This is a genomic window from Arthrobacter agilis, from assembly GCF_030816075.1.
GTDB lineage: Bacteria > Actinomycetota > Actinomycetes > Actinomycetales > Micrococcaceae > Arthrobacter_D > Arthrobacter_D agilis_E.
This window is the reverse complement of record NZ_JAUSXO010000001.1, coordinates 3,804,769-3,826,970: the sequence shown is the minus strand read 5'-3', so window position 1 is coordinate 3,826,970 and position 22,202 is coordinate 3,804,769. Positions and strand designations below refer to the sequence as shown.

The window sequence follows — 22,202 nt, the reverse complement described above, 5'->3', positions numbered from 1 at the left end:
GGCCGCCGTCGTTCCTGCGAATGCAGGGGTCAGAGAGTGCAGGGGTCAGTGCTTGCCCTGGTTCGCGACCGCCTCGATGGCGGCTGCCGCAGCGTCGGCGTCGAGGTAGGTGCCGCCGGCCTTGACCGGCTTGAGGTCCTCGTCCAGTTCGTACACGAGCGGGATGCCCGTGGGGATGTTCAGCGAGGCGATGTCCTTGTCGCTGATGCCGTCGAGGTGCTTCACGAGGGCGCGCAGCGAGTTGCCGTGCGCGGCGATCAGGACGGTCCTGCCGGCCCTGATGTCCGCCGTGATGTCGGACTCCCAGTAGGGCAGGAAGCGGTCGAGGACGTCCTTGAGGCACTCGGTGCGGGGGACGTCGTCGCCGAGGTCCGCGTAGCGCGGATCGTTCGCCTGCGAGTACTCGCTGGCGTCGTCGAGCGGCGGCGGCGGGGTGTCGTAGGACCGGCGCCATTCCATGAACTGCTCCTCGCCGAACTCCGCGAGGGTCTGGGCCTTGTCCTTGCCCTGGAGCGCACCGTAGTGGCGCTCGTTGAGCCGCCAGTTGCGCTTGACGTCGATCCAGCTGCGGTCGGCGGCCTCGAGGGCGAGATTCGCGGTGATGATGGCGCGCTTCTGCCGTGACGTGTAGACGATGTCGGGAAGGATGCCGGCCTCGACCAGCAGGTGTCCGCCGCGGGTGGCCTCCTCGCGGCCCTTCTCCGTGAGTGCGACGTCCACCCAGCCGGTGAAGAGGTTCTTCTCGTTCCATTCGCTCTGCCCGTGGCGCAGCAGGATCAGTGTGTAGGTCATGGGTTCCAGTCTGCCGTATCGCACTGCCGGCGGTCATGCCGCAGGCGTCGTATGACGATGGTCACGCGCCGGCCCGCTGCAACGGCGTGGACTGGGCGAAGGGCCCCTGTGGGGGCGGCCGCGCGGCGCGGCAACCTGCCGGCGGTGCCCTACCCTTGACGGGTGCCTTCGCGTCCCCGTCCCCCGAAACCCCTCGGGACCATCACCCGCGGCACCACCAACCCCAACCGCCTCCGGCGCATGGACCGCTGGCTGGCCGGCCCCCAGGGGCATCGCCTCCGCCGCGCCGCGGACCCGCTCGTCGTCGACCTCGGCTACGGGGCGGCCCCGGTCACCGCCGTCGAGCTGTTCACCCGCCTGCGCGCCCTGCGCGACGACGTCGAGGTGGTCGGCATCGAGATCGACCCCGCCCGGGTGGCCGCCGCGGAGCCGCTCGCCCGCCCGGGCCTCTGCTTCCGGCAGGGCGGCTTCGAACTGCCGCTGGACGGCCGGCGGCCAGTCGTCGTGCGCGCCTTCAACGTGCTGCGGCAGTACGACGAGGACGAGTACGCCGCCTACTGGGACGAGGTGCGTGCCCGCCTGGCACCCGGAGGGATGTTCATCGACGGGACGTGCGACGAGATCGGACGCCGCGCCACGTGGGCGACCCTCGACCGCGAGGGCCCGGTGTCACTGAGCATCTCGCTGCGCTTCGGGGCCTTCGGGCTGCCCTCCGACGTCGCGGAGCGGCTGCCGAAGGCGCTGATCCACCGCAACGTCCCCAGCGAACGCGTCCACGCGTACCTCCGGGCCCTGGACAAGGCCTGGCTCGACGCCGCGGCACTCGCGTCCTTCGGCAACCGGCAGCGCTGGATGGCGACGTGCGCGGCGATGAAGGCGGACGGCTGGCCGTTGCTGGACGGTCCGTCCCGGTGGCGGCTCGGCGAGGTCACCGTGGCGTGGGACGCCGTGCGGCCGGGCTGACGCCCCGGCCGGACGACCGGCCTACCAGGGGCCGTACGGTCCGTAGTTGCCGCCGCGACCGGTGGTCTGGCTGACGGCCGGCTTGACGTCGGCGAGGTACACGCACGCCGCGATGATGGCGACGAGCTGGAAGAGGTTGAAGCCGCCCTGGCTGCTCAGCGTGGACAGCAGGCCGACGACGACGGCGCCGCCCGTGAGGGCGAGCCAGAAACCCTTGGTCCGCTTGAAGGCGGCCTCGAAGGCCGTCCCGGGGCGCCGCACGCAGTCGGTGAAGGCCCACACCTCGATACCGAGCGCGACCAGGCCGAGCGCGAGGTAGAGGTAGTACTGGGTTGCGTAAACGAGAGCCACGGGTTCAGCTTAGCTGGCCCGCCTCGCGGGATGCACGGGAGGCGGTGAGCTCCGGGAGGACCTCCCCGCCGGCGGCCCGGCGGAGGGCCTGGTCGAGGTCCTCCCAGAGGTCGTCGGGATTCTCGATGCCGACGGACAGGCGCACGAGCGCCTCGGGCACGGTGAGCGGTTCGGCGGGCTGGCGCCGTCGTCGCTCGACCAGCGACTCGACGCCCCCGAGGGAGGTGGCGGGGAGCCACAGGCGGACGGCCGCGACGAGCGCGTCCGCGGTGGCGACGTCGTCGAGCTCGATGCTCACGATCCCGCCGAAGCCGTTGAACTGCGACGCCGCACGCTCGTGGCCCGGATCCGATGGGAGGCCCGGGTACCGCACGCGGCGGACGGCGGGATGCTCGGCGAGGCGGTAGGCGAGCGCCAGGGCGGTGCCCTGGCTCCGCTCCATGCGCAGCGCGAGCGTGCGCAGCCCCCGGAGCGCGAGCCAGACCTCGAACGGTCCCGCGATCGCGCCGTGCAGCGTCCGGTGGGCCAGGAGGCGCTCGCGCAGCGCGGCGTCGGACGTCACGAGCGCCCCGAGCACGACGTCGGAGTGGCCGGCCAGCCACTTGGTGACGGAATGCAGGACGACGTCGACGCCGGCCTCCAGGGGTCGGTGCACGATGGGCGTGTTGAACGTGTTGTCGGCGACGACGACGGCGCCGGCCGCGTGGGCGGCATCGGTCAGGACGGTGAGTTCGGCGACCTCGAGCATCGGGTTCGTGGGGCTCTCGAGCCACAGCATCACCTGGCCGGCGTCGAACCGCCCCGCGAGCGCGGCCAGTTCCGCGAGGACGGCGGCGGTGTCCGCGACGTCGACGACGCGCAGCTCGAAGCGGCCCTGGGCGGCGAGATCGGCGGCGAGGCCGAGCGAGCCGGCGTAGGCGTGGCGCGGCATGAGGACCGCTCCCCCGCCGGGGACGAGTGAGAGGGCGGCCGCCGCGGCCCCGAGGCCCGAGGAGAAGACGAGCGCCGGCAGCTCCGCCCCTTCGAGGGCGCCGAGCGCCTCCTCGAACGGGTCCCAGGTGGGGTTGGAGCCGCGCGCGTAGATGCGGTCGCCCGGCTGGGGGGCGCGTGTCTCGTGGTAGGTCGTCGTGAGGACGATCGGCGCGTTGACGGGGGCGTCGTGCTCGCGGGGAGGGCGCCCCGCCGCGACGGTGAGGGTGTCGGGGGCCAGGTCGGAGCGCAGGGATGCCATGGGCCGAGCCTAGCGCCGTGGCCGATCCCGCCTGCAACTGTTACCGGGCCAAAGGTCGCCGCCACTCGGTAGGCTGAACCTGTGACCTCTCACCTCCCGCACGGACTCCCCGGGCTCTTCGTCGCCCTCGAAGGCGGCGACGGTGCCGGCAAGTCCACCCAGGCGACGCTGCTCTGCCGGGCCCTCGAGGCCGACGGCCACACGGTGGTCCGGACGCGGGAACCGGGCGGCACCCCGATCGGCGAGGCGCTGCGCTCCCTCGTCCTCGAGCACGGCCACGGCGAGATCGACGCGCGGACTGAGGCCCTCATGTTCGCCGCCTCACGCGCAGCACACGTCCACCAGGTGATCCTGCCCGCCCTGCGGCGCGGCGACGTCGTCGTCTGCGACCGCTACATCGATTCCTCCGTCGCCTACCAGGGGGCCGGCCGCGGCCTCGGGACGGCTCCCGTCCTCGACGTGAACCTCTGGGCCACCGAGGGCCTCCGCCCGGACCTCACCGTCCTGCTCGACGTCGACCCGGCGGAGGGCCGCAGCCGGCGCACCGCCGGCGCCGCTCCCGAGGACCGCCTCGAGTCCGAACCCGACGGCTTCCACGCCAGCATCCGGGCCGCCTTCCTGGACCTCGCGCGCCTCGCCCCGGAGCGGTACCTCGTGCTGAACGCGTCCGGCGCACCCGAGGAACTGCACGCGGCGATCCTCGGGGCCCTGCCCCGGGTGTCCGCGTGAGCGCCGTCCCGCACACCCTGCCGACCACGGGCGTGTGGGCCGAGCTGCGCGGCCAGGAGCAGGTGGTGGAGCAGTTGCGCCGCGCCGCGGAGTCCGGTGCCCCCACGCACGCCTGGCTCTTCACCGGCCCGCCCGGCTCGGGACGCTCCAACGCCGCCCGGGCGTTCGCCGCGGCGCTGCTCTGCGAGCGGGAAGCCCTCACCGAGCGCGGGTGCGGCGTGTGCAAGGCCTGCCGCACCGTGCTCTCCGGGACCCACGCGGACCTCACCAACGTCACCACGGAGAAGGTGACCATCAGCATCGACGAGGCCCGTGAACTCGTCCGCAAGGCGCAGGACAAACCGTCGACGGGCCGGTGGCGGATCATCATCGTCGAGGACGCCGACCGCATGCAGGAGCGCAGCACCAACGTGCTGCTCAAGGCCATCGAGGAGCCGCCGCCGCGCACCATCTGGCTGCTCTGCGCGCCCAGCCCCGGCGACGTGCTCGTCACCATCCGGTCGCGCTGCCGGTCCGTGGGCCTCCGGCTGCCCCCCGTGCAGGACGTCGCCGATCTGCTCGTGGCCCGCGACGGCATCGATCCGGCCACGGCCGAGGCGGCCGCCCGGGCCGCGCAGAGCCACATCGGCGTCGCGAAGCGCCTCGCGACCGACGACGGCGCCCGTGAGCGGCGCAACCAGATCGTCCGGCTCCCGCTGACCCTGCGCTCCGTGGCCGGCGCCATGCGTGCAGCCGCCGACCTCGTGAAGCTCGCGGAGGCGGAGGCGCAGAGCTCCTTCGAGCAGCGCGACGCCGAGGAGCGGGCCGCCCTGCTGGCCACGCTCGGCGCCCCCGAGACGGGGACCCTGCCGCCGTCCCTGCGCGCGCAGATCAAACGCCTCGAGGAGGACCAGACACGCCGTGCGAAGCGCACCAAGAACGACTACTTCGACCGCGCGCTGACGGACCTCATCTCCTTCTACCGGGATGTCCTCATGCTGCAGGTGTCCACGGGGCAGCCGCTCGTGAACGAACCGCTGCGGCCCGAGCTCGAGGAGTTCGCGCGCCGCGAGAGCGCCGAGGACACCCTGCTGCGGCTCGAGGCCATCAACGAGGTCCGTACGCGGCTCGTGAGCACCAATGTGTCGCCCCTCCTCGCCATCGAAGCGATGACCGTCAGCCTGCTGTCCCGGAAGGACCTCGACCGATGACCCCTGGAACGCTCTCCCCCGGCCCGGCGCCGCGCCGTCGCCCCCTGAGCGTCCTCGCCGCGGCCGCCGCCGTCGTGCTCGGCCTGTCCGGGTGCACGCTGTTCTCCCCCGGGGACGCCGACGCTCCCGCGACCGGCGTGGAGACCGCTGATCCGGCGGCCATCGGCGAGGTGCCCGGAGACCTCCGCGGCTTCTACACGCAGGAGGTGCACTGGGAGGACTGCGAGGGGTCGTTCTCGTGCGCCACGATCGAGGTGCCACTGGACTACAGCGATCCCGGCCGCAGCAGCATCGACATCGCGGCCATCCGGTCCAGCGCCACGGGCGAGGCGCAGGGCACCATCCTCGTGAACCCCGGCGGGCCCGGGGGCTCCGGCGTGAACATCGTGAAGGACTCCCTCGACTACGTCACGAGCGAGCGGCTGCGCGAGGACTACGACATCCTCGGCTTCGACCCCCGCGGGGTCAACCGCTCCAGTGCGGTGAAGTGCCTCACGGACGCCGAGCAGGACGAGGCCCGGCAGGAGACCTTTCCGGCCGACGCCTCCGAGGACCAGATGCTGGCGCTGATGGTCGCGGACGCCCAGGAGTACGCGGACGCCTGCGCCGACCGCACCGGCGAACTGCTCGGGTTCGTGGACACCGCGTCCGCGGCGCGCGACATGGACATCCTGCGCGCGCTCGTCAGCGATCAGAAGCTCAACTACCTCGGTTTCTCGTACGGCACCCAGCTCGGGGCGACCTATGCGGACCTGTTCCCCGGGCGGGTGGGCCGTCTCGTGCTCGACGGCGCGATCGACCCGTCCCTGAGCAACGAGAACATCACCCTCGGGCAGGCGGGCGGATTCGAGCGAGCGCTCAGGGCGTACGTGACGGCCTGCCAGCAGGGGGCCGACTGCCCGTACACGGGCAGCGCCGACGACGGCGTGCGCCAGATCCAGGACCTGTTCGCCGCCGTCGAGCGGGAACCCCTGACGGCGAAGGACGGCCGCCTCGTGCCGATCTCCACCTTCGTGCAGGGCTTCATCCTGCCGCTCTACGACAACGGCAACTGGCCCACGCTCACGCAGGCGGTCACCGAGGCCCTCGGCGGTGACCCGACCAGCATGCTGTACCTCGCGGACCTCGCCGCCGAGCGTCAGCCGGACGGGACGTACGCCTCCAATGCGACGGCGGCCTTCCAGGCGGTGAACTGCCTCGACTACCCCATGACGAGCGATCCGACGCAGATGCGCGCGGACGAGCAGGAACTCATCGCCGCATCACCGACCTTCGGACGGTTCCTCGCATACGGCGGCATCACGTGCGCGCCGTGGAAGTACCCACCGGTCCTCGGCCCGGCTCCCCTGCGGGCGGCGGGCGCGGACCCCATCGTCGTGATCGGCACCACCGGCGACCCGGCCACCCCGTACGCATGGTCGACGGCCCTGGCCGAGCAGCTCGAGTCCGGCGTGCACGTGACCTGGCAGGGCGAGGGGCACACCGCCTACGGGCGCTCCAACGACTGCATCCTGGACCTCGTCGACTCCTACTTCATCGACGGGACGGTCCCCGCGGACGGTACACGCTGCTGATCGGTGCCGGCCCCTGACGGGAGCCACTGCGGCAGGTGGCACATGGAGGGCAGCACGACGTCCGCCCCGGCGAGCCGCAGCTCGGCCTCCGCATACACACCCGTCAGGACCCCGACGACCGCCCCCGCACCCGCCCGCCGACCCGCGAGGACGTCCGATGTGGTGTCCCCCGCCACCAGGACCGAGCGGACGTCCTCGATGTCGAGGGCGAGGACCGCGGTGAGGATGATGTCCGGGTACGGGCGGCCCCGGCCCGCGTCGGAGGGGCAGAGGCTGAGGTCGGCAAGGCCCATCCAGCCGAGCGAGTCCAGGATCATGTTCTGGGTGTGGCGGCCGGCGCCGGTGGCGAGGCAGATCCTCAGACCCGCATCGCGCAGGGCAAGGATGGCCTCCTCGGCGCCGGGGACGGGCTGCACGCCGTACCGGGCGAGCAGGGTGTCGTACGCCGCCTCGAAGGTGCGGTTCGCGTCGGCGGCCGTAGCGGCGTCGTCGAAGAGGCGGCGGAAGACGAGCTCCCTGGGGGTGCCCATCGCGCGGCGGGCGGAGGCGGTCATGGCGTCGAAGGCGGCCGTGCCCTCGTGCACCCCCTGCGCGCCGAGCGCACAGGTGAGGGCCTCCTCCTGCAGGGCGCCGTCGTCCACCGTGGTCCCCGCCATGTCGATCACGGCGAGCGAGAATGTGCGGTCGTGGGCCACGCGGCGTCCCCCTGTGCTGCCGGATCCGCTCCGGTGCGGGCCTCGGGTCCCCTCAGGGTTCCCGGTCCTGCTGACGCTGCCGCCTACGCGAGGCGGCATCGGGGTGAACAGGACGCGAATTCCCGCCCTGCGCGGCCATTTTGACCGCGGGCCGGGCACTCCTATAAAGTTGTGGCTTGTGGATCGGCCCCGGGTACTTCCCGGATCCGGGAAGCATTGCCTCCTTAGCTCAGTCGGTAGAGCGTCTCACTCGTAATGAGAAGGTCGCCAGTTCGACTCTGGCAGGAGGCTCTTTTCGAAGCCCCGGACGGTACGCCGCCGGGGTTTTTTCGTGCGCCGCTGTCGCTCGCGCCGTGCCGGGCAGCTGTGGCGGGTCCGGCGGGCCGCACACCCGCCACAGCTGCGGGCTCGGGGTCGGGCCCCGGTCAGCCCATCGCCGGACCGGACTCCGAGGACCCGGTCAGCTCCCCCAGGAACGCGTGGCACTTCGCGGCCCGCTCGGAATCCTGGGCCATGACCTGCTCGAAGAAGTCGGCGATGTCGTCACGGCCGGCGTTGCGGGCGTCGCGCACGTACTGGCCGTAATCGTGACCGGCCTTCAGGGAGTGGTACTGCAGGGAGATGAGGTCGAACGAGACGTCGTCGAATCCGGTTTCTCCAGTAGCCATGAGGCACCTCCGTGTCGATGTGAACAGGTGGTGTCAGGCTAGATCCGTGGATTTTCGGCGGCAACGGCGAAATGGGCCGACAGCGATCCTCGCCACGCCCCGGAGAGTCTGTTAGACGCCGGGCGGGTCGTCCTGGCCGCCGTCGGTACTGACCACCGCTCCGGACTGCAGCAGGGCCTTCAGGGCGTCGGCACCCGCGGCGTCGGCGGCCGCGGCGGCGAGGTTCGCCTCCGTGACGGCACGCAGGACCTCCTCGCGCTGGATCTTCACGCCCCGCGGCGCGTCGATCCCGATGCGGATGCCGTCGCCGCGGGAATCGAGCACCGTGATGACGATGTCGTCGCCGATCAGGATCTGCTCCCCGACCTTTCGCGTTAGAACAAGCATCGTGTCACTCTATCCCGGCCGGCCGGGCTCGTCGGCGACCGCCGGGCCTGGTGCGTCCCGGCCGCCCGTCCTGCCAGCCCACCGGCAGTCCCAGTGCGAGGACGGTGTCGGGCGTCGACGTCGCCCCCTGTCCGACGACGGCGAGGCCCGCCGGCTCGAGCCCGGCGCGCTCCATGCTCCTGCGCAGCGCCCCGGCCCAGGCGGCGGTGTCCGCCTCCTTGCGCCCGGCGTCGACCGCGAGCCACACCTGGTCCGGGCGCAGGGCGAGCAGCAGGCGGGCATCCTCCACGGGATCACCGGACCACAGCGCGAGGAACACCGGATGCCCGCCGTCCACTCCTGCGGCGCGGGCGGCGTTGGCGTCGAGGTGGTCCCCGATCCTGCGGGCGTCCGGTCGCAGCCAGCCCGTGGTCTCCCCCGCGACCGCGACCGCGGCGGGGGCTCCCCCGCCGAAGGCCGTGGCCATCGCCTGGACGACCTCCCAGCTCGCGGCGGGTGACCCGATGACGGTCACGAGATCGCCGGGGTCCCGGAGGACGGCGGGGACGGGTATCCGTACGGCAGACCGGCTGATGGCGTGTCCGCCCAGATCGGGCAGCATCGCGGGGTCGCCCGGCGCCGCGGCGAGATGCGGGACGACAGCGGGCGCGTCGTCGGCCCCGGCACTGCCCGGACCCCCGACCGCACTGCCGGCCGCGGCGGCACCCGCGTCGGGCTCCGCTGCCGCCCGGGAAGGGCGCGCCGCCGGACGGGCGTGCTGATCTCCCGCCGGGACGGCCGGTGCCGGGACCGGGCCCGTGGGGGACGGCGCCGGGTCGGTCGCGAAGGTCAGGTTGTCCATGAGCGCGGCGAAGAGGCCCGAGTCGGTGGAGACGGCGACGGGCGCCGGCTCCCCCTGCGGTCCGGGACGGCTGCCGGTGCCTGCACTGCCGGTCCCGGTGAGGCGCACCTCGTCGAGTTCGGCCTGTTCCAGGAGCGCGTGGATGCCGGAGGGCTGCGCTGCGGCGCTGCGCCGCCCGCGTGGACGCTCGGCGGCCGGGGCGTCGTCCTGCTGCGGCACTTCCACGAGGATCTCGTAGTGCTTGCGCGCGAAGACGCCGCGGATCCCGCCGACCGTCACGAGTTCGGCGGAGACGATGAGCGCGCGCGGCCCGTACAGGGCGGCGGCCTGCGCCTTCAGTTCCTCGAGGGAGGAACCCTCAAGATGAAACAGCTGCTGTGCCACGCACCACTCCTACGGTCTCGATGGCCACGTTCGCACTGGTGACCTCCTGGTAGGACAGCACGGGCAGTCCTGCGGCCTGCGGCCCGACGAGCCGCTTCAGCGCGGGCCGCAGCGCCGGCGCGCAGACGAGCACGGCGCTCTGCCCGGAGGCCTCGATGTCTCCCGCCGTGGAGCGGATGGAGGCGAGGACGGCCTCGGTCCGGGCAGGGTCGAGGAGGATCTGCGTGCCCTGGTCGGACGGGCGGAGGCCCTCGAGCATGGACTGTTCGAGCAGCGGGTCGATCATGATGACGCGCAGCAGGCTGCCGTCGAGGTACTGCTGCGTCACGGCGGGTCCGAGAGCCAGCCGGGCCGCCTCGACGAGGCCCTCCGGGTCCGACGACGACTTCGCCTTCAGCGTCAGGGCCTCGTAGATGCGCGCGAGGTCGTTGATGGGTACCTGCTCCGACAGCAGGCCCTGCAGCACGCGCTGCACCTCGGCCAGCGACAGCAGACCGGGCACGAGTTCCTCGACGGCGGACGGGTTCACCTGCCGCACGCCGTCGGTGAGGACGCGGACGTCCTCGCGGGTCAGGAGGCGGGCGGCGTTCGCGGTGATGACCGCGGAGAGGTGGGTCACCAGCACCGACACGCGGTCGATGACCGTGGCGCCGGAGAGCTCGGCGTTGTGGCGGAGCTCGGACGGCACCCACTTGCCCGCGAGGCCGAACACGGGTTCGACGACCGCGGTGCCGGGCAGGTGGGCGAGGTGGTCGCCCAGGGCGAGGACCTTGCCGCGCGGAGCCTCGCCCCGCCCGGCCTCGACGCCGGCGATCTTGATGACGTAGGTGGCCGGCGGCAGGTCGATGCTGTCCCGTGTGCGGACGGGAGGGACCACGACACCGAGTTCGAGGGCGATCTTCCGGCGGAGTGCGCGGACGCGTCCGAGGAGGTCGTCGGGGGCGCCGGTGACGACGTCCACCAGGTCCGGGGCGAGCAGCACCTCGAGGGCGTGGACGCGCATCTGCTCGAGCAGGTCGTCCGTGCTGTCGGTCGAGGGTACGGCGGCATCGGCCTCGAGCGCGGCGGCCGCCGTCCTGGCCTCGGCGTCGGACTTCCTGATCCGCTGCGCGATCACGATGAGCCCCGCGCCCACCACGATGAACGGCAGCTTCGGCATGCCGGGGATCAGCGCCATGACGATCGCCGCCGCTCCGGCGATGCGCAGGGCGTTCTGTGACTGGCCGAGCTGCTGCGCCGCCGTCGAGCCCATGTCCGCCTCGGCGTTCGAGCGGGTCACGATCATGCCGGTGGAGACCGCCATGAGCAGCGCCGGGATCTGGGTGACGAGGCCGTCGCCGATGGTGAGCAGCCCGTAGGTGGTGAGGGCTTCGGAGATGGGCAGGCCGTCCTGCAGCATGCCGATCGCGATGCCGCCCACGATGTTGATGATGATGATGATGATGCCGGCGATGGCGTCGCCCTTCACGAACTTCGACGCGCCGTCCATGGCCCCGTAGAAGTCGGCCTCCGCGGAGACCTCCGCCCGGCGCTCGCGGGCATGGGTGTCGGTGATCAACCCGGCGTTGAGGTCGGCGTCGATGGCCATCTGCTTGCCCGGCATGGCGTCCAGGGTGAAGCGCGCTCCCACCTCGGCGACGCGCTCGGCGCCCTTGGTGACCACGACGAACTGGATGACGACGAGGATCAGGAAGACGACGGCGCCGATGATGATCGACCCGCCGACGGCGACGTGCCCGAACGCGGCGATGACCTCGCCCGCATAGCCCTCACCGAGCACCAGCCGGGTGGAGGCGACGTTGAGGCCGAGGCGGAACAGCGTCGCGACGAGCAGCAGGGACGGGAACACCGAGAAGTCCAGGGGCTTGCGCACGAACATGGTGTTCAGCAGGATCACGAGCGCCAGCAGGATGTTCACGATGATCAGCACATCCAGCAGCACCGACGGCACCGGCACCACGAGGAGCAGGATGATGCCGACGACCCCGACGGGCACCAGGAACTTGGGCAGGGAAGAACGCATTATCGGAGGCCTCCGGCGGCTGCGGGTCGGGCGGGCAGGGTATGGACGCCGCGGGCGGCCCCCCTGGTCTTCAGGGACATGACGAACGCCAGGATGCGGGCCACCTGGTCGTAGTTCTCGAACGGGATCTCCTGGCCGAGGTCGCACGCCGCGTGCAGGGCGCGTGCGAGCGGGATGTCCGCCACCATCGGCACGTGCTTCTTCTCGGCCTCCTCGCGGATCTTCGTGGCGATCACACCTGCGCCCTTCGCGACGACGCGCGGCGCGGACCGGCCCGGCTCGTACTTGAGGGCGACCGCGACGTGCGTCGGATTGACGAGCACGACGTCGGCCCCGCCCACCGCGGCGATCATACGGTTGCGGCTCATGGCGAGCTGGCGGGAGCGCCGCTGCGACTTGATGAGGGGGTCGCCGTCGGAGTTCTTGTTCTCGTCCTTGACCTCTTTCTTGGTCATGCGCGTCTTCTTGCGGTTGCGGCGCATCACCACGAGGACATCGAGCGCCGCGAGGGCGAGGCCCGCGACGACGGCGGCCTGCAGCAGGGCGGCCGTCCCTTCCCCGGCGGTGGACAGGAGCGAGGCGACGGAGAGCCCCCCGGCCGCCATGAGGGCCGGCATGAGGTTCTGCACGACGACGACGAGCACCAGGGCGACCACCCCGGTCTTCAGGAGCGCCTTCGCGCCCTGCCACAGTGCCTGGCCGCCGAGGATCCGCTTCAGGCCCGTGACGATGTTGAACTGCTCGAACTTGCCCGAGAACTTCTTCACGTGGATGCCGCCCTGCAGTGCGGCGGTGCCGAGCACGGCCACGAGTAGCACGCCGAGGAACGGCCCCAGGATGGTGGCGAGAGAGGCGCCGCCGTCGGCGAGGGCGTCGAGGGCCGCCGCGGGGTCGGGGTTCGCGATGGTGTCCGTGACGCGCACGAGCTGCTCCGTGGCGACATCCGAGGACCGCGCGATGAGGGACGGCAGCATGAGCGCTGCGGCGCCGACGCCGATCCAGGCCGTGAAGTCCTCGGACTTGGCGAGCTGGCCCTTGGAGCGGACGTCCTTCATCCGCTTGTCGGTGGCCTGCTCGGTCCGCTCGCCGGAATCCTCCGCCATCGTCAGCCCACCCCCATCAGGGCCGCTGCGGCCTCGTCGGTGAGGGTCGCGACGACGCGGGGCAGGGCCACGAACACCACGCCGCCGAGGCTGAGCGTGATGAAGATCTTGAGCGGGAAGCCGAGCGCGAAGGCGTTCAGAGCCGGGGCGACCCGCGTCAGCAGCCCGAGGCCGACGTCGGCCAGGAAGAGGACCACGATGAGCGGGCCGGCGATCTGGACGGAGGCGAGGAAGAGCCCGGTGACGGCGCCGGTGAGGGCCTCGGCGGGCTCGGCGAGGTCGAGTGCGCCGCCGAGCGGCAGGGCGTTGAACGTCCGCATCAGGCCGCCGATGATGAGCTGGTAGCCGTCGGAGGTGAACAGCAGCGTCAGGGCGGTGAGCTGGAACAGGCGCGCGAACTGGGCGCCGTTGACCATGGACTGCGGGTCGAAGCCCTGCGCCAGCGAGAAGCCGCCGAAGAGGTCGATCAGGGCGCCGGCGGACTGGATGGCGGAGAAGATCACGAGCACGAGGAACCCCAGGGCCGCACCGATCACGAGTTCGAGGACGAGCGCGCCGACGTACTGTCCCGTACCGCCCGTGGCGTAGCCCTCGGTGACCCGCGGGGACACCACGAGGGCGAGCCCGACGGCGAGCATCGCCTTGATGCGCGCCGGGATGCCCTTGTAGGAGAAGGGCGGGGCGATCACGAGGAACGCGACGATCCTCACGCCGGCGAGCATCATCGCCTCGATGCGGGCCTGGTCGAGCTCGATGTCCATGTCAGCCGCCCCCGAGCAGGCCCGGGATGCGCTCGAACATCTCGTGGGTGAACGAGATCATCTCGGCGATCATCCAATGGCCGCAGATCAGCAGGGCGACGCACACGGCGGCGGCCTTCGGCACGAACGAGAGCGTGACCTCCTGGATCTGGGTGATGGACTGCAGCAGCGAGATGGCGAATCCCACCACGAGGGCCGTCAGGAGGACGGGCGCGGAGAGTTTCGCGGCGGCCCAGATGCCGGCGAGGCCGATGTCGAGGACGGCGTTGGTATCCACGTCAACCGCCCTGGTAGCTGTTGATGAGCGAGGTGATGATCAGGCCCCACCCGTCCACGAGGACGAACAGCAGGATCTTGAAGGGCAGCGAGATCATGACCGGCGGGAGCATCATCATGCCCATGGACATGAGCGCGGCGGACACCACGAGGTCGATCACGAGGAACGGCACGAAGATGACGAATCCGATGATGAACGCGGCCCGGAGTTCGGAGATCATGAACGCCGGGATGAGCGTGGTCAGCGGCACGCTCGCGGCGTCCTGCGGGTTCGGTTGTCCGGCCGCGCGGGTCATGAGCGCGAGGTCCTCCTCACGGGTGTGGCCCATCATGAACGTCTGCAGCGGCCCAGCGCCGTCGGCCAGTGCCTGCGAGAACGTCGTCGCGCCGTCGAGGTAGGGCTGCACGGCGAGGTCGTTGATCTCGGTCAGGACCGGCGCCATGATGAACAGCGACAGGAACAGGGCCAGCCCGGCGAGCACCTGGTTGGGCGGGATGGACGGCAGCGAGAGGGCGTTCCGGGTCATCGCCAGGACCACGAAGATCTTGGTGAAGGACGTCATCATCAGCAGCAGCGCCGGCGCCACCGAGAGCAGGGTGATGCCGATGAGTGTGAGGACCGCCGAGCTCGGTGCCCCGTCCACGCCGTTGATCTCGACCGACAGGCCGTCGTCGCTCCCGGGCGGGGTGGGGGCCGTGGGGTCGGCGGGGGCGGACGGCGCCGTGGGTGCCGGGACGGTCGGGTCCAGCTCGCCGGCGTGCCCCGCAGCCGCTCCGAGGAGGACGACGACGACGGCCAGCACGAAGGCGGCCACCACGGCGAGGGCGCGGGAGCGGCGGGCGGGGCGCGCCGGGAGGAGTGCGGCCGCGGTCACCCCGCCCGTCCCTGGCGCAGGAACGCTGCGGTCTGCTTCCAGGTGGCGGGCGAGAGGATCGAGCCGTTGAGCGGCGCTCCGGGACGCGCCGACTCCGTGGCCCGGGCCGCGCGGCGGCTCGTCGGAGACGCGGTGGCCGGCGCCGGAGCGACATCGGCCGCCGGCAGGGTGTCGACCGCCCCGCCGGCCAGCTTCAGCGAGGCCGCGAAGCGGGCGTCGGACGTCTCCGCCGGCCCGGCGACGGCGGGGGCCGTGCGTCCTGCAGCGTCGTCGGAACCCGGGACCGCCTGCAGTGCGCGCGGGGCGGCCGATGAGTGGAGGACCGACACCGACTGCTCGGTGACCCCGAGGTAGAAGCGGGTCCCCTCGGCGTCGAGCACGACCACCGAGGCCTTCGCGCCGATGCCCTGGCGGGCCACGACGGACACGAGGCCCGCTCCGGCACGGTTGCCGTTGATCCTCGAGACCTTCCGGTGCAGCACGAAGAGCAGCGCGAGGACCACGCCGAGGGACAGCAGCACGCGCAGCGCGAGGACCACCACGTCCACTAGAGGGTGCCGTCCGCGACGTCGAGGATCTGGGTGATGCGCACGGCGTAGTCCTGGTCCACGACGACGACCTCGCCGTGCGCGACGAGGCGCCCGTTGAGCAGGACGTCCGCGGGAGCGCCGGCGGACCGGTCGAGTTCGATGACGGCGCCCGGCTCGAGGTCCAGCACGTCGCGGACGGACATGCGGGTCCGTCCGATCTCGACGGTCATGGCCATCTCGACGTTGCTGATGCGGCCGAGGTTGGCGGCCCCGGCGGGTGCCGACGAGCGGCGCGGAGCCGCACCGGGCCGGGCCCCGCGCAGCCGCACGGCGAACCAGCCGACCGTGCCGGACGGGCCGGCGAGGCGGAAGACGGAGGTCTCGGCGTCGCGGAATAGGGGCAGCGCGTCCTGCACGGCCGGGACGCCGAGCACGCCGTCGCCGAGGGAGTTCGAGGCGGCTTCGAGGGCGGGCACGAGCACGTCGGCCGGGGAGACCAGCGGTGACGACGTGCCGGCGGCGACGGCGAGGGGCTGCGCGTCGATCAGGACGACGGCGAGGTCCGCGGAGAAGGCCCCCACGAAGGAGGCGACGACGGCGGTCGAGGCACTCGCGGGACGGCACCTCGGCGGCGTTGCAGGGCTCGGCCGTGAGCGGACCGGGAAGCGGCAATCTCGCTGCGAGGGACGTGGCGGCCTGGTGCTCGGCGGTGGTGGTGTTCATGGTGCGGTGTTCTCCTCGGTGGTCACTACTACGCAGGCCAGGCGTGAGCCGTTCTGGCCCAGGGCTGCCTCGCCGAGCCGCTGTCCGCTGACGGCGAGCTCGAAGGGTCGGTGCTGCGGGTGCGGCAGCTTCAGCACGTCCCCGACGGCGAGGTCGAGGATGCGGGACGGCAGGACGGGCAGGGCGGCGAGCTGCACCGACACGTCGACGGGCACGTGTGTCACCTGCAGTTCGATCAGCTCGCGGGCGTCCTCGCTCGTGGCCGTCGGGTTCGCGTCGCCGAGCTGTGCGAGCAGGAGGTGCGCCGGGATGGCGATGGTCGCCCGGCTGACGCGGTCACCCACGCGGATCTCGAAGACCCCGACGATCATGAGTTCGGTGGTCGAGGCCGCCTGGGCGAACTGGGCGTTGTACTGGATCGAGTCGATGCTCAGCTGGTGGGACAGGACGGACCCGAGGGAGTAGTGCAGCCCTTCGAGGGCGTCGTCCATGAGGCGGCGGATCAGGGCCTGCTCGATCTGCGTGAACTTCCGCTCCTCGAGGGGAACCGCGCCGTGGCCGCCGAGCATCGAGTCCACCCAGTACAGTCCCGCCGATGCGGGGAACTGGATGACCGCCTTGCTCGCGTGGCCGGTGACCGCGCACAGCACCATCGCCGTCGTGGGTGGCAGGGAGGCCGCGTACTCGTTGTACGTCTGCAGGAGGAGCTGTTCGCTGGTCACCTGCGCGATCGCGCGGATCTTCGCTGTCAGCTGCGTACCCCACTGGCGGGCGAGTGTCTCGAATCCGAGTTCGAGCACACGGGAGTGTTCACGCGCGAGCGTGGTGGGCCGGCGGAAGTCATAGACATCCACCGCCCGGGGCGTTGCCGAGGGCACGCCAAAGGAGAGTTGTTCCTGGACCGTCACGCCATCGACTATCGGACGCCGGGCACGGGGTGTTAGTGATCCGCGCGCGCGGTCAGCCGGCGGCGATCTCCGGGATCAGGGCGCGCACGCTCTCCGGCTGGTCGGAGTGCACCACGATGTCCACGCGCCGGTTCAGTTCGAGCTCCGCCGCCGTGGTCCCGGGAGCGAGGGGACGCGACTCGCCGTACCCGATGGCCGAGAGCCGGGGTGCCGGGACGCCGCCCGTGTCGATGAGGTGCCGCACCACGTTGACGGCCCGCTCGGTGGACAGCTCCCAGTCCAGCGGACGCGGGACGGAGTCTGGCAGGCGGGCGGTGTGCCCTTCGACGCCCACCTCGTTGGGGATGGACGCCAGGATGGGCCCCACCCCCTCGAGCACGCGGAGTGTCTGGTCGGTGAGCTGCGCACTGTCGGGGAGGAAGAACGTCTCGGACCCGACGAGGCGGATGGTGAGGCCGCGCTCGTCGATGACGTAGCGGACGGCGTCGGCGAGGTCGCGTCCGCGCAGCTCCGCGTCGATCCGCTCCTGCAGGGCACGCAGGTTCTCGACCTCCGCGGTGGCACGCTCGCGGTCCGTGGCGGGCTCGGCGGCGTCACCGCCCGCGGACGGCGAGGGCGACGGCGTGGGTGCGGCGACGTCGGCCGCTCCCGGTTCCTGCTTCTGCGTCTCCGCGTCCGTGAGCGCAGCTCCCCCGGCGAAGGACTCGCCCTCGTCGTTGGCATGCTCGGCGGGGACGATGGTGCCCTCGGCGGTGTCCACGGTCGCCGTCTCGACGGCACCGAAGCCCGTGGCCAGGGAGGTGCGCAGCTGCTCGAACTTCTGCTGGTCCACCGTGGACATGGCGTACAGGACGATGAACATGCACATCAGCACGGTGACCATGTCCATGTAGGACGCCATCCAGCGCTCGTCCGGGTGCTCCTCGCCGTGCTCCTCGCCGTGCCGCTTCCGGTGGGGGCGTCTGCTCACGCTGCGGCCTTGCCCTGCGCGGTGATCGTCTCGTCCGATCCCTTCGCGCCCTTTCCGCCGCCCTTGCCGTCTTTGCCGTCTTTGCCGTCCTTGCCCTTGCCCTGGGCGTGCTGCGGCACCATGGCCTTCAGCCGTTCGCCGAGCAGCCGTGGCTGGCTCCCGGCCTGGACGGCGAGGACACCCTCCATGAGGAGGGTCATGCGGGCGGTCTCCATCTCGCCGAGGCGCTTGATGCGTGTGCCGATGGGGAGCCAGAGGAAGTTCGCCGAGAGCAGGCCCCAGAGCGTCGCCACGAACGCCGCGGCGATCATGTGGCCCAGTTCGTCAGGCTTGGAGAGATTCTCGAGCACGTGGGTCAGGGACACCACCGTTCCGACGATGCCCACGGTCGGGGCGTAGCCGCCGAGGCTCATGAAGAATTTGGATGCGGTGCGGTGGGTCGCCGACGCGGAGTCGATCTCGTCCTCAAGGATCTCGCGCAATTCCTCGCCGTCGGTGCCGTCGGCGATGTTCTGCAGGGCGCCGCGGAGGAACGGGTCGGAGACGGTGTTGGCCTCCTCCTCGAGAGCCAGCAGCCCCTCGCTCCGGGCCTTCTCCGCGAGGACCACCACGCTGTCGATGGTGTCCTGGGGCGGGGTGCTCCTGCCCATGACAGCAGGTGGGACGGCCTTCACGGCGACCAGAAAATCCTTGAGGGTGCCACCGGCGATGCCGACGGCGATCGTCGCGGCGAACACCAGGATCATGGGCGCGGGCAGGAGGAGGGACTGGACGTGCGCACCCTCGAGGGTGATCATCGCGTAGAGCGCCCCGAAGGCGAGGAGAATGCCGACGAGTGTTGCGGGATCCATTACGTGTTCCTTGGTCGGAGCGGGACGGGAGCGCCGGCATCGGTCGCGTCGGAGGACCCGGCGTCATCTCCTGCATCACGGACGATGCCGAGCGGACGCGGGCCCGCCGGGTCCTCGTCGGCCGGGCCGGGCATGAACCGGGCGAGCGAGATGATCCGCGCCCGGTAGTCGGCGATCAGGTCGACCACTTCACCGAGCGACTCGGTGACGATGTACTTGGCGCCGTCGACCATCACGAGCGTGGTGTCCGGGTTCTCGTGGATGCGCTCGATGAGGTCAGGGTTCACCGCGAACTGGCTCTCGTTGAGCCGGGTCACCACGATCATCGGACATCCTGGGGTCGGGACGCCCCGGACGGGGCCTCTTCCCTCCACTGTCGGCACCCGCCGCGGCTTCGTAAGCACGTCGGAGGTGTCGGGGGTGTCGGTGACGAGCGTGGACGGGCGGCTGCGGTGCGCGGGCGGGTCCCCGATCTCCAGGGATAGTCCGCGGGCGGTGTTACGAAGCGAGCCGCTGACCCGTCCCGGACGCGGAGCCGGCCGTCTCGGCGCCCGGCCTGTTGATCTCGGCCCACACGTCGTCGAGGGAGAGTCCGACGACGGCGGCGATGGCCGCGATGGTCGGGAAGGCAGGGGTGGCGACCCGGCCCGATTCGATCTTCCGGAGCGTCTCCGGTGAGACGCCGGCGTCCAGGGCGGTCTCGAGCATCGGGCGCTCTCCCCTGGCGCGACGCAGCAGGGTGCCGAGGCGCTGTCCGCGCTCGACGTCCGCGGGGGTGAGTGGCAATCTGACCATGAGACAGAGTCTAGTCCTGGGATACTATTACCGGGATAGTTATTGGTCCTTCGGAGAGTAGGCAACGCATGATCGAGATCCTGAGCCCCGCCGAAGTGGGCCGGGCGAGAGCCACGGGCGCCCTGGTGGCCGACATCCTGCAGACGCTCAAGGGCCGCGCCACCACGGGGACCAACCTGCTGGACATCGACCGGTGGGCCCAGGAGATGATCGTCGAGGCCGGCGCCCAGTCCTGCTACGTCGACTACGCGCCCTCCTTCGGACGCGGTCCGTTCGGGCACTACATCTGCACGTCCGTCAACGACGCCGTCCTCCACGGACTGCCGTTCGACTACGCCCTGGCCGACGGCGACCTGCTGTCCCTCGATCTCGCCGTGTCCCTGGGCGGGGTGGTCGCGGACTCCGCCATCAGCTTCCTCGTGGGCGGGTCCGCTGACCCGGCCGGCACCGCGATGATCGCCGCGACGGAACGTGCGCTCGCTGCCGGGATCGCCGCCGCGCGGCCGGGCGCCCGCATCGGCGACCTCTCCCACGCGATCGGCTCGGTCCTCCGCGAGGCGGGATACCCGATCAACACCGACTTCGGAGGTCACGGCGTCGGGTCGACGATGCACCAGGACCCGCACATCCCGAACACCGGACGGGCCGGTCGCGGCTACGAGCTGCGCCCCGGGCTGCTGCTGGCGCTGGAGCCGTGGGTCATGGTGGACACCGCCGCGCTCGTCACGGATGCCGACGGGTGGACGCTCCGCAGTGCCACGGGTTGCCGGACGGCGCACACCGAGCACACCATCGCCATCACCGAGGACGGCGCCGAGATCCTCACCCTGCCCAGCCGGTAGGGAGCTCCACCCTGGCCGGCCGGACCGTTCCCTCGAGCGGTGGCGCCGGCCGGTCCGCCCGGCCGGCACCTACGCCTAGCGCTTCAGGTTCGCGAGTTCCTGCAGCACCTCGTCGGAGGTGGTGATGATGCGGGCGTTCGCCTGGAAGCCGCGCTGCGCCACGATCAGGTTGGTGAACTCCTGCGAGAGGTCCACATTGGACATCTCGAGCGTGCCCGCGTCGAGCGACCCGAGGCCGTTGGCGCCGGCAGCGCCGATCTCCGCCGCACCCGAGTTCGCCGTCGCGCGGTAGGACGAGGCTCCGGCCTTCTCCAGGCCGGCGGGGTTCACGAAGCCGGCGAGCGCCACGCGGCCCAGCGGCTGGCGGCTGCCGTTGCTGAACGCCCCCACCAGGGTGCCGTCGGCGCCGACCGTGAAGGACTCGAGGGTGCCGGCGGTGCGGCCGTCCCGCTCCGAGATGGAGACGGTCTTGAGCTGCGCGAAGCCGGTGACGGCGGAGAGGTCGACGGCGATGCCGCCCACCGTGACCGAGGAGCCCGCGGCGGCCTGGCCGTTCGGCAGCAGGAGTTCCGTGCTGCCTGCCGCACCGTTCGCGTCCTGACCGGCGACCGTCCAGCCCGTGGCCGAGCGGGTGAAGGTGAGCGTGAGGTCGCGGGCCGTCCCGTCCGCGCCGTAGACCTCCTTCTCCTGCAGGATCTGCGTGCCGACGGCCGCGTCGGAGGGCAGGTTGCCCGTGACCCGTGCCGTCGTCGTCGCCTGGGCCGGGGAGACCGCCCCCTTGGGCATGCGCAGGTCGCCGACCGCGCCACCCTGCTGGACGACGCCGTTGACGGCGGGCCAGCCCTGGACGAGGGAGCCGTCCGGGGTCACGAGGCGGCCCTCGGCGTCGGGGGTGAAGGCGCCCGCCCGGGTGTAGAGGGTCTCGCCGCCGAGGCGCGTGATGAAGAACCCGTCTCCGGAGATCATCATGTCCGTGGCACGGCCGGTGGCCTGGGCCGAGCCCTGGGAGAAGTTGGTGACGATGCCCGCCACCTGCACGCCGAGGCCCACCTGGGCCGGGTTGGTGCCGCCGAAGGCTTCCTGGGGTGCGCCCGCACCCTGTGTCAACTGGGACAGGGTGTCCTGGAACTGGGTGGCGGACGCCTTGAAGCCCGTGGTGTTGACGTTGGCGATGTTGTTGCCGGTGACGTCGAGCATGGTCTGGTGGGAGCGGAGCCCCGAGATGCCGGAGTAGAGCGAGCGAAGCATGGTGGTGCCTTTCGGTGCGGAAGGGGCGGAGCGGAAGGGTGCGTGGATCAGGGAGCGGCCGGAGCCGGCAGGGCGCCGACACCGGACACGAGGTCGAGCGCGATGCTCCTGCCGCCGATGGTGACGGTGGGGACGGGGCCGCTGTAGGAGACGGCGGTGGCCAGGCCACGGGCCTCGACGCCGTCGGTCCCCGTGTAGGAGACCTCGTTACCGATGAGCGCGGCCGCCGAGGACCGCATCTGGAGGTGGAAGTTCTCCTCGCTGAGGCCGGTCATCTGCGTGATCTTCTCCATCATGGCCAGCTGCGTGGTCTGGGAGATCATCTGGTTGGTGTCCATCGGGGCACTCGGGTCCTGGTTGCGCAGCTGGCTCACGAGCAGTGACATGAAGACCTCGGAGTCCATGGCCTGCTTCCGGGTTCCGGCAGCGGGTGTCGTGGTGGGGGCGAAGGTCGCGGACGCGACCGGATCTATGGGCATGGCTGTCCTTCCG

General features: G+C 71.6%; 26 protein-coding genes and 1 tRNA gene. 6 read left to right on the top strand and 21 right to left on the bottom strand.

Going from position 1 to position 22,202, the window contains the following annotated elements; translation table 11 throughout:
- Positions 1-45: 45 nt before the first annotated feature.
- Positions 46-792 carry a phosphoglyceromutase gene (locus tag QFZ50_RS18080; protein WP_307086542.1) on the bottom strand — a complete coding sequence of 249 codons (747 nt, stop codon included), beginning with the start codon at positions 790-792 and terminating at the stop codon, positions 46-48.
- A 240-nt stretch (positions 793-1,032) separates the two neighbouring features.
- On the opposite strand from QFZ50_RS18080, the gene QFZ50_RS18075 reads away from it, so the two are divergent.
- A complete protein-coding gene (locus QFZ50_RS18075; RefSeq protein WP_307086891.1) occupies positions 1,033-1,755 on the top strand; it encodes a class I SAM-dependent methyltransferase in 723 nt (240 codons plus the stop codon).
- Positions 1,756-1,776: 21 nt separating this feature from the next.
- On the opposite strand, the gene QFZ50_RS18070 is transcribed toward QFZ50_RS18075, so the two are convergent.
- Together QFZ50_RS18070 and QFZ50_RS18065 are read right to left on the bottom strand one after the other, a co-directional pair.
- On the bottom strand, positions 1,777-2,106 hold the full coding sequence (locus QFZ50_RS18070; RefSeq protein WP_307086540.1) for a DUF2516 family protein: 330 nt from the start codon (positions 2,104-2,106) through the stop codon (positions 1,777-1,779).
- 4 nt (positions 2,107-2,110) lie between these two features.
- On the bottom strand, positions 2,111-3,337 hold the full coding sequence (locus QFZ50_RS18065; RefSeq protein ID WP_307086538.1) for a trans-sulfuration enzyme family protein: 1,227 nt from the start codon (positions 3,335-3,337) through the stop codon (positions 2,111-2,113).
- An 81-nt stretch (positions 3,338-3,418) separates the two neighbouring features.
- Here QFZ50_RS18065 and tmk point away from each other — a divergent pair, with 81 nt between their 5' ends.
- From tmk to QFZ50_RS18050, 3 genes are read left to right on the top strand one after another with little or no spacing between them, the layout of a single operon-like run.
- On the top strand, positions 3,419-4,066 hold the full coding sequence (tmk, locus tag QFZ50_RS18060; protein WP_307086536.1) for a dTMP kinase: 648 nt from the start codon (positions 3,419-3,421) through the stop codon (positions 4,064-4,066).
- The gene (locus QFZ50_RS18055) at positions 4,063-5,256 is read left to right on the top strand and encodes a DNA polymerase III subunit delta' (RefSeq protein WP_307086533.1); all 1,194 of its coding nucleotides are present in this window, start codon (positions 4,063-4,065) and stop codon (positions 5,254-5,256) included. The genes tmk and QFZ50_RS18055 overlap by 4 nt, the downstream gene beginning before the upstream one ends.
- A complete protein-coding gene (locus QFZ50_RS18050) occupies positions 5,253-6,830 on the top strand; it encodes an alpha/beta hydrolase (RefSeq protein WP_307086531.1) in 1,578 nt (525 codons plus the stop codon). The genes QFZ50_RS18055 and QFZ50_RS18050 overlap by 4 nt, the downstream gene beginning before the upstream one ends.
- Here QFZ50_RS18050 and QFZ50_RS18045 read toward each other — a convergent pair.
- Positions 6,785-7,525: an HAD-IA family hydrolase gene (locus tag QFZ50_RS18045; protein ID WP_307086529.1), complete on the bottom strand. Its 741-nt coding sequence runs from the start codon at positions 7,523-7,525 to the stop codon at positions 6,785-6,787. The two genes, QFZ50_RS18050 and QFZ50_RS18045, sit on opposite strands and share 46 nt — an antisense overlap.
- Before the next feature lie 218 nt (positions 7,526-7,743).
- On the opposite strand from QFZ50_RS18045, the gene QFZ50_RS18040 reads away from it, so the two are divergent.
- A tRNA-Thr gene (locus QFZ50_RS18040) sits at positions 7,744-7,816 on the top strand.
- A gap of 134 nt (positions 7,817-7,950) precedes the next feature.
- On the opposite strand, the gene QFZ50_RS18035 is transcribed toward QFZ50_RS18040, so the two are convergent.
- The 15 genes from QFZ50_RS18035 to QFZ50_RS17965 form a co-directional block, all read right to left on the bottom strand.
- Entirely contained in the window at positions 7,951-8,193 is a 243-nt protein-coding gene (locus tag QFZ50_RS18035) for an acyl carrier protein (RefSeq protein ID WP_307086527.1), read from the bottom strand.
- A gap of 111 nt (positions 8,194-8,304) precedes the next feature.
- Positions 8,305-8,580 carry a carbon storage regulator CsrA gene (gene csrA, locus QFZ50_RS18030; protein ID WP_307086525.1) on the bottom strand — a complete coding sequence of 92 codons (276 nt, stop codon included), beginning with the start codon at positions 8,578-8,580 and terminating at the stop codon, positions 8,305-8,307.
- A 4-nt stretch (positions 8,581-8,584) separates the two neighbouring features.
- Complete coding sequence (locus QFZ50_RS18025) at positions 8,585-9,805, bottom strand: hypothetical protein (protein WP_307086524.1); 1,221 nt, start codon at positions 9,803-9,805, stop codon at positions 8,585-8,587.
- Complete coding sequence (locus tag QFZ50_RS18020; RefSeq protein WP_307086522.1) at positions 9,780-11,828, bottom strand: flagellar biosynthesis protein FlhA; 2,049 nt, start codon at positions 11,826-11,828, stop codon at positions 9,780-9,782. Before QFZ50_RS18020 ends, QFZ50_RS18025 begins: the two co-directional genes overlap by 26 nt.
- The gene (locus QFZ50_RS18015) at positions 11,828-12,931 is read right to left on the bottom strand and encodes an EscU/YscU/HrcU family type III secretion system export apparatus switch protein (protein ID WP_307086520.1); all 1,104 of its coding nucleotides are present in this window, start codon (positions 12,929-12,931) and stop codon (positions 11,828-11,830) included. Before QFZ50_RS18015 ends, QFZ50_RS18020 begins: the two co-directional genes overlap by 1 nt.
- 2 nt (positions 12,932-12,933) lie before the next feature.
- Positions 12,934-13,692: a flagellar biosynthetic protein FliR gene (locus tag QFZ50_RS18010; protein ID WP_307086518.1), complete on the bottom strand. Its 759-nt coding sequence runs from the start codon at positions 13,690-13,692 to the stop codon at positions 12,934-12,936.
- A 1-nt stretch (position 13,693) separates the two neighbouring features.
- Positions 13,694-13,969: a flagellar biosynthesis protein FliQ gene (gene fliQ / locus QFZ50_RS18005; RefSeq protein ID WP_307086516.1), complete on the bottom strand. Its 276-nt coding sequence runs from the start codon at positions 13,967-13,969 to the stop codon at positions 13,694-13,696.
- Position 13,970: 1 nt separating this feature from the next.
- Positions 13,971-14,843, bottom strand: coding sequence for a flagellar type III secretion system pore protein FliP (gene fliP / locus QFZ50_RS18000; protein WP_307086514.1), 873 nt, complete (start codon positions 14,841-14,843; stop codon positions 13,971-13,973).
- Positions 14,840-15,391 carry a FliO/MopB family protein gene (locus QFZ50_RS17995; RefSeq protein WP_307086512.1) on the bottom strand — a complete coding sequence of 184 codons (552 nt, stop codon included), beginning with the start codon at positions 15,389-15,391 and terminating at the stop codon, positions 14,840-14,842. The genes fliP and QFZ50_RS17995 overlap by 4 nt, the downstream gene beginning before the upstream one ends.
- Positions 15,391-15,954: a flagellar motor switch protein FliN gene (gene fliN, locus QFZ50_RS17990; protein ID WP_307086510.1), complete on the bottom strand. Its 564-nt coding sequence runs from the start codon at positions 15,952-15,954 to the stop codon at positions 15,391-15,393. Before fliN ends, QFZ50_RS17995 begins: the two co-directional genes overlap by 1 nt.
- Before the next feature lie 138 nt (positions 15,955-16,092).
- Positions 16,093-16,974 carry a flagellar motor switch protein FliM gene (locus QFZ50_RS17985; RefSeq protein ID WP_307086508.1) on the bottom strand — a complete coding sequence of 294 codons (882 nt, stop codon included), beginning with the start codon at positions 16,972-16,974 and terminating at the stop codon, positions 16,093-16,095.
- Between the two features lie 82 nt (positions 16,975-17,056).
- Entirely contained in the window at positions 17,057-17,974 is a 918-nt protein-coding gene (locus tag QFZ50_RS17980) for an OmpA/MotB family protein (RefSeq protein ID WP_307086506.1), read from the bottom strand.
- On the bottom strand, positions 17,971-18,825 hold the full coding sequence (locus QFZ50_RS17975; protein ID WP_307086504.1) for a motility protein A: 855 nt from the start codon (positions 18,823-18,825) through the stop codon (positions 17,971-17,973). Before QFZ50_RS17975 ends, QFZ50_RS17980 begins: the two co-directional genes overlap by 4 nt.
- On the bottom strand, positions 18,825-19,151 hold the full coding sequence (locus QFZ50_RS17970; RefSeq protein WP_307086502.1) for a flagellar FlbD family protein: 327 nt from the start codon (positions 19,149-19,151) through the stop codon (positions 18,825-18,827). Before QFZ50_RS17970 ends, QFZ50_RS17975 begins: the two co-directional genes overlap by 1 nt.
- Positions 19,152-19,323: 172 nt before the next feature.
- Complete coding sequence (locus QFZ50_RS17965) at positions 19,324-19,620, bottom strand: helix-turn-helix transcriptional regulator (protein ID WP_307086500.1); 297 nt, start codon at positions 19,618-19,620, stop codon at positions 19,324-19,326.
- A 68-nt stretch (positions 19,621-19,688) separates the two neighbouring features.
- On the opposite strand from QFZ50_RS17965, the gene map reads away from it, so the two are divergent.
- Positions 19,689-20,462, top strand: a complete 774-nt coding sequence (gene map / locus QFZ50_RS17960) for a type I methionyl aminopeptidase (protein ID WP_307086498.1) — start codon at positions 19,689-19,691, stop codon at positions 20,460-20,462.
- A 75-nt stretch (positions 20,463-20,537) separates the two neighbouring features.
- On the opposite strand, the gene QFZ50_RS17955 is transcribed toward map, so the two are convergent.
- Entirely contained in the window at positions 20,538-21,710 is a 1,173-nt protein-coding gene (locus tag QFZ50_RS17955; protein ID WP_307086496.1) for a flagellar hook protein FlgE, read from the bottom strand.
- Between the two features lie 47 nt (positions 21,711-21,757).
- On the bottom strand, positions 21,758-22,189 hold the full coding sequence (locus QFZ50_RS17950) for a flagellar hook assembly protein FlgD (RefSeq protein WP_307086494.1): 432 nt from the start codon (positions 22,187-22,189) through the stop codon (positions 21,758-21,760).
- Positions 22,190-22,202: the final 13 nt, after the last annotated feature.

What these genes read in the sequence shown, in the direction of transcription:
- QFZ50_RS18035 (WP_307086527.1), bottom strand. Translation starts at nt 8,193, where the DNA reads ATGGCTACTGGAGAAACCGGATTCGACGACGTCTCGTTCGACCTCATC.
- QFZ50_RS17955 (WP_307086496.1), bottom strand. Translation starts at nt 21,710, where the DNA reads ATGCTTCGCTCGCTCTACTCCGGCATCTCGGGGCTCCGCTCCCACCAG.
- QFZ50_RS17950 (WP_307086494.1), bottom strand. Translation starts at nt 22,189, where the DNA reads ATGCCCATAGATCCGGTCGCGTCCGCGACCTTCGCCCCCACCACGACA.
- QFZ50_RS18050 (WP_307086531.1), top strand. Translation starts at nt 5,253, where the DNA reads ATGACCCCTGGAACGCTCTCCCCCGGCCCGGCGCCGCGCCGTCGCCCC.
- QFZ50_RS18010 (WP_307086518.1), bottom strand. Translation starts at nt 13,692, where the DNA reads ATGGACATCGAGCTCGACCAGGCCCGCATCGAGGCGATGATGCTCGCC.
- QFZ50_RS17965 (WP_307086500.1), bottom strand. Translation starts at nt 19,620, where the DNA reads ATGGTCAGATTGCCACTCACCCCCGCGGACGTCGAGCGCGGACAGCGC.
- map (WP_307086498.1), top strand. Translation starts at nt 19,689, where the DNA reads ATGATCGAGATCCTGAGCCCCGCCGAAGTGGGCCGGGCGAGAGCCACG.
- csrA (WP_307086525.1), bottom strand. Translation starts at nt 8,580, where the DNA reads ATGCTTGTTCTAACGCGAAAGGTCGGGGAGCAGATCCTGATCGGCGAC.
- QFZ50_RS18080 (WP_307086542.1), bottom strand. Translation starts at nt 792, where the DNA reads ATGACCTACACACTGATCCTGCTGCGCCACGGGCAGAGCGAATGGAAC.
- QFZ50_RS18015 (WP_307086520.1), bottom strand. Translation starts at nt 12,931, where the DNA reads ATGGCGGAGGATTCCGGCGAGCGGACCGAGCAGGCCACCGACAAGCGG.
- QFZ50_RS18075 (WP_307086891.1), top strand. Translation starts at nt 1,033, where the DNA reads ATGGACCGCTGGCTGGCCGGCCCCCAGGGGCATCGCCTCCGCCGCGCC.
- QFZ50_RS18065 (WP_307086538.1), bottom strand. Translation starts at nt 3,337, where the DNA reads ATGGCATCCCTGCGCTCCGACCTGGCCCCCGACACCCTCACCGTCGCG.
- QFZ50_RS17975 (WP_307086504.1), bottom strand. Translation starts at nt 18,825, where the DNA reads ATGGATCCCGCAACACTCGTCGGCATTCTCCTCGCCTTCGGGGCGCTC.
- QFZ50_RS18020 (WP_307086522.1), bottom strand. Translation starts at nt 11,828, where the DNA reads ATGCGTTCTTCCCTGCCCAAGTTCCTGGTGCCCGTCGGGGTCGTCGGC.
- QFZ50_RS17970 (WP_307086502.1), bottom strand. Translation starts at nt 19,151, where the DNA reads ATGATCGTGGTGACCCGGCTCAACGAGAGCCAGTTCGCGGTGAACCCT.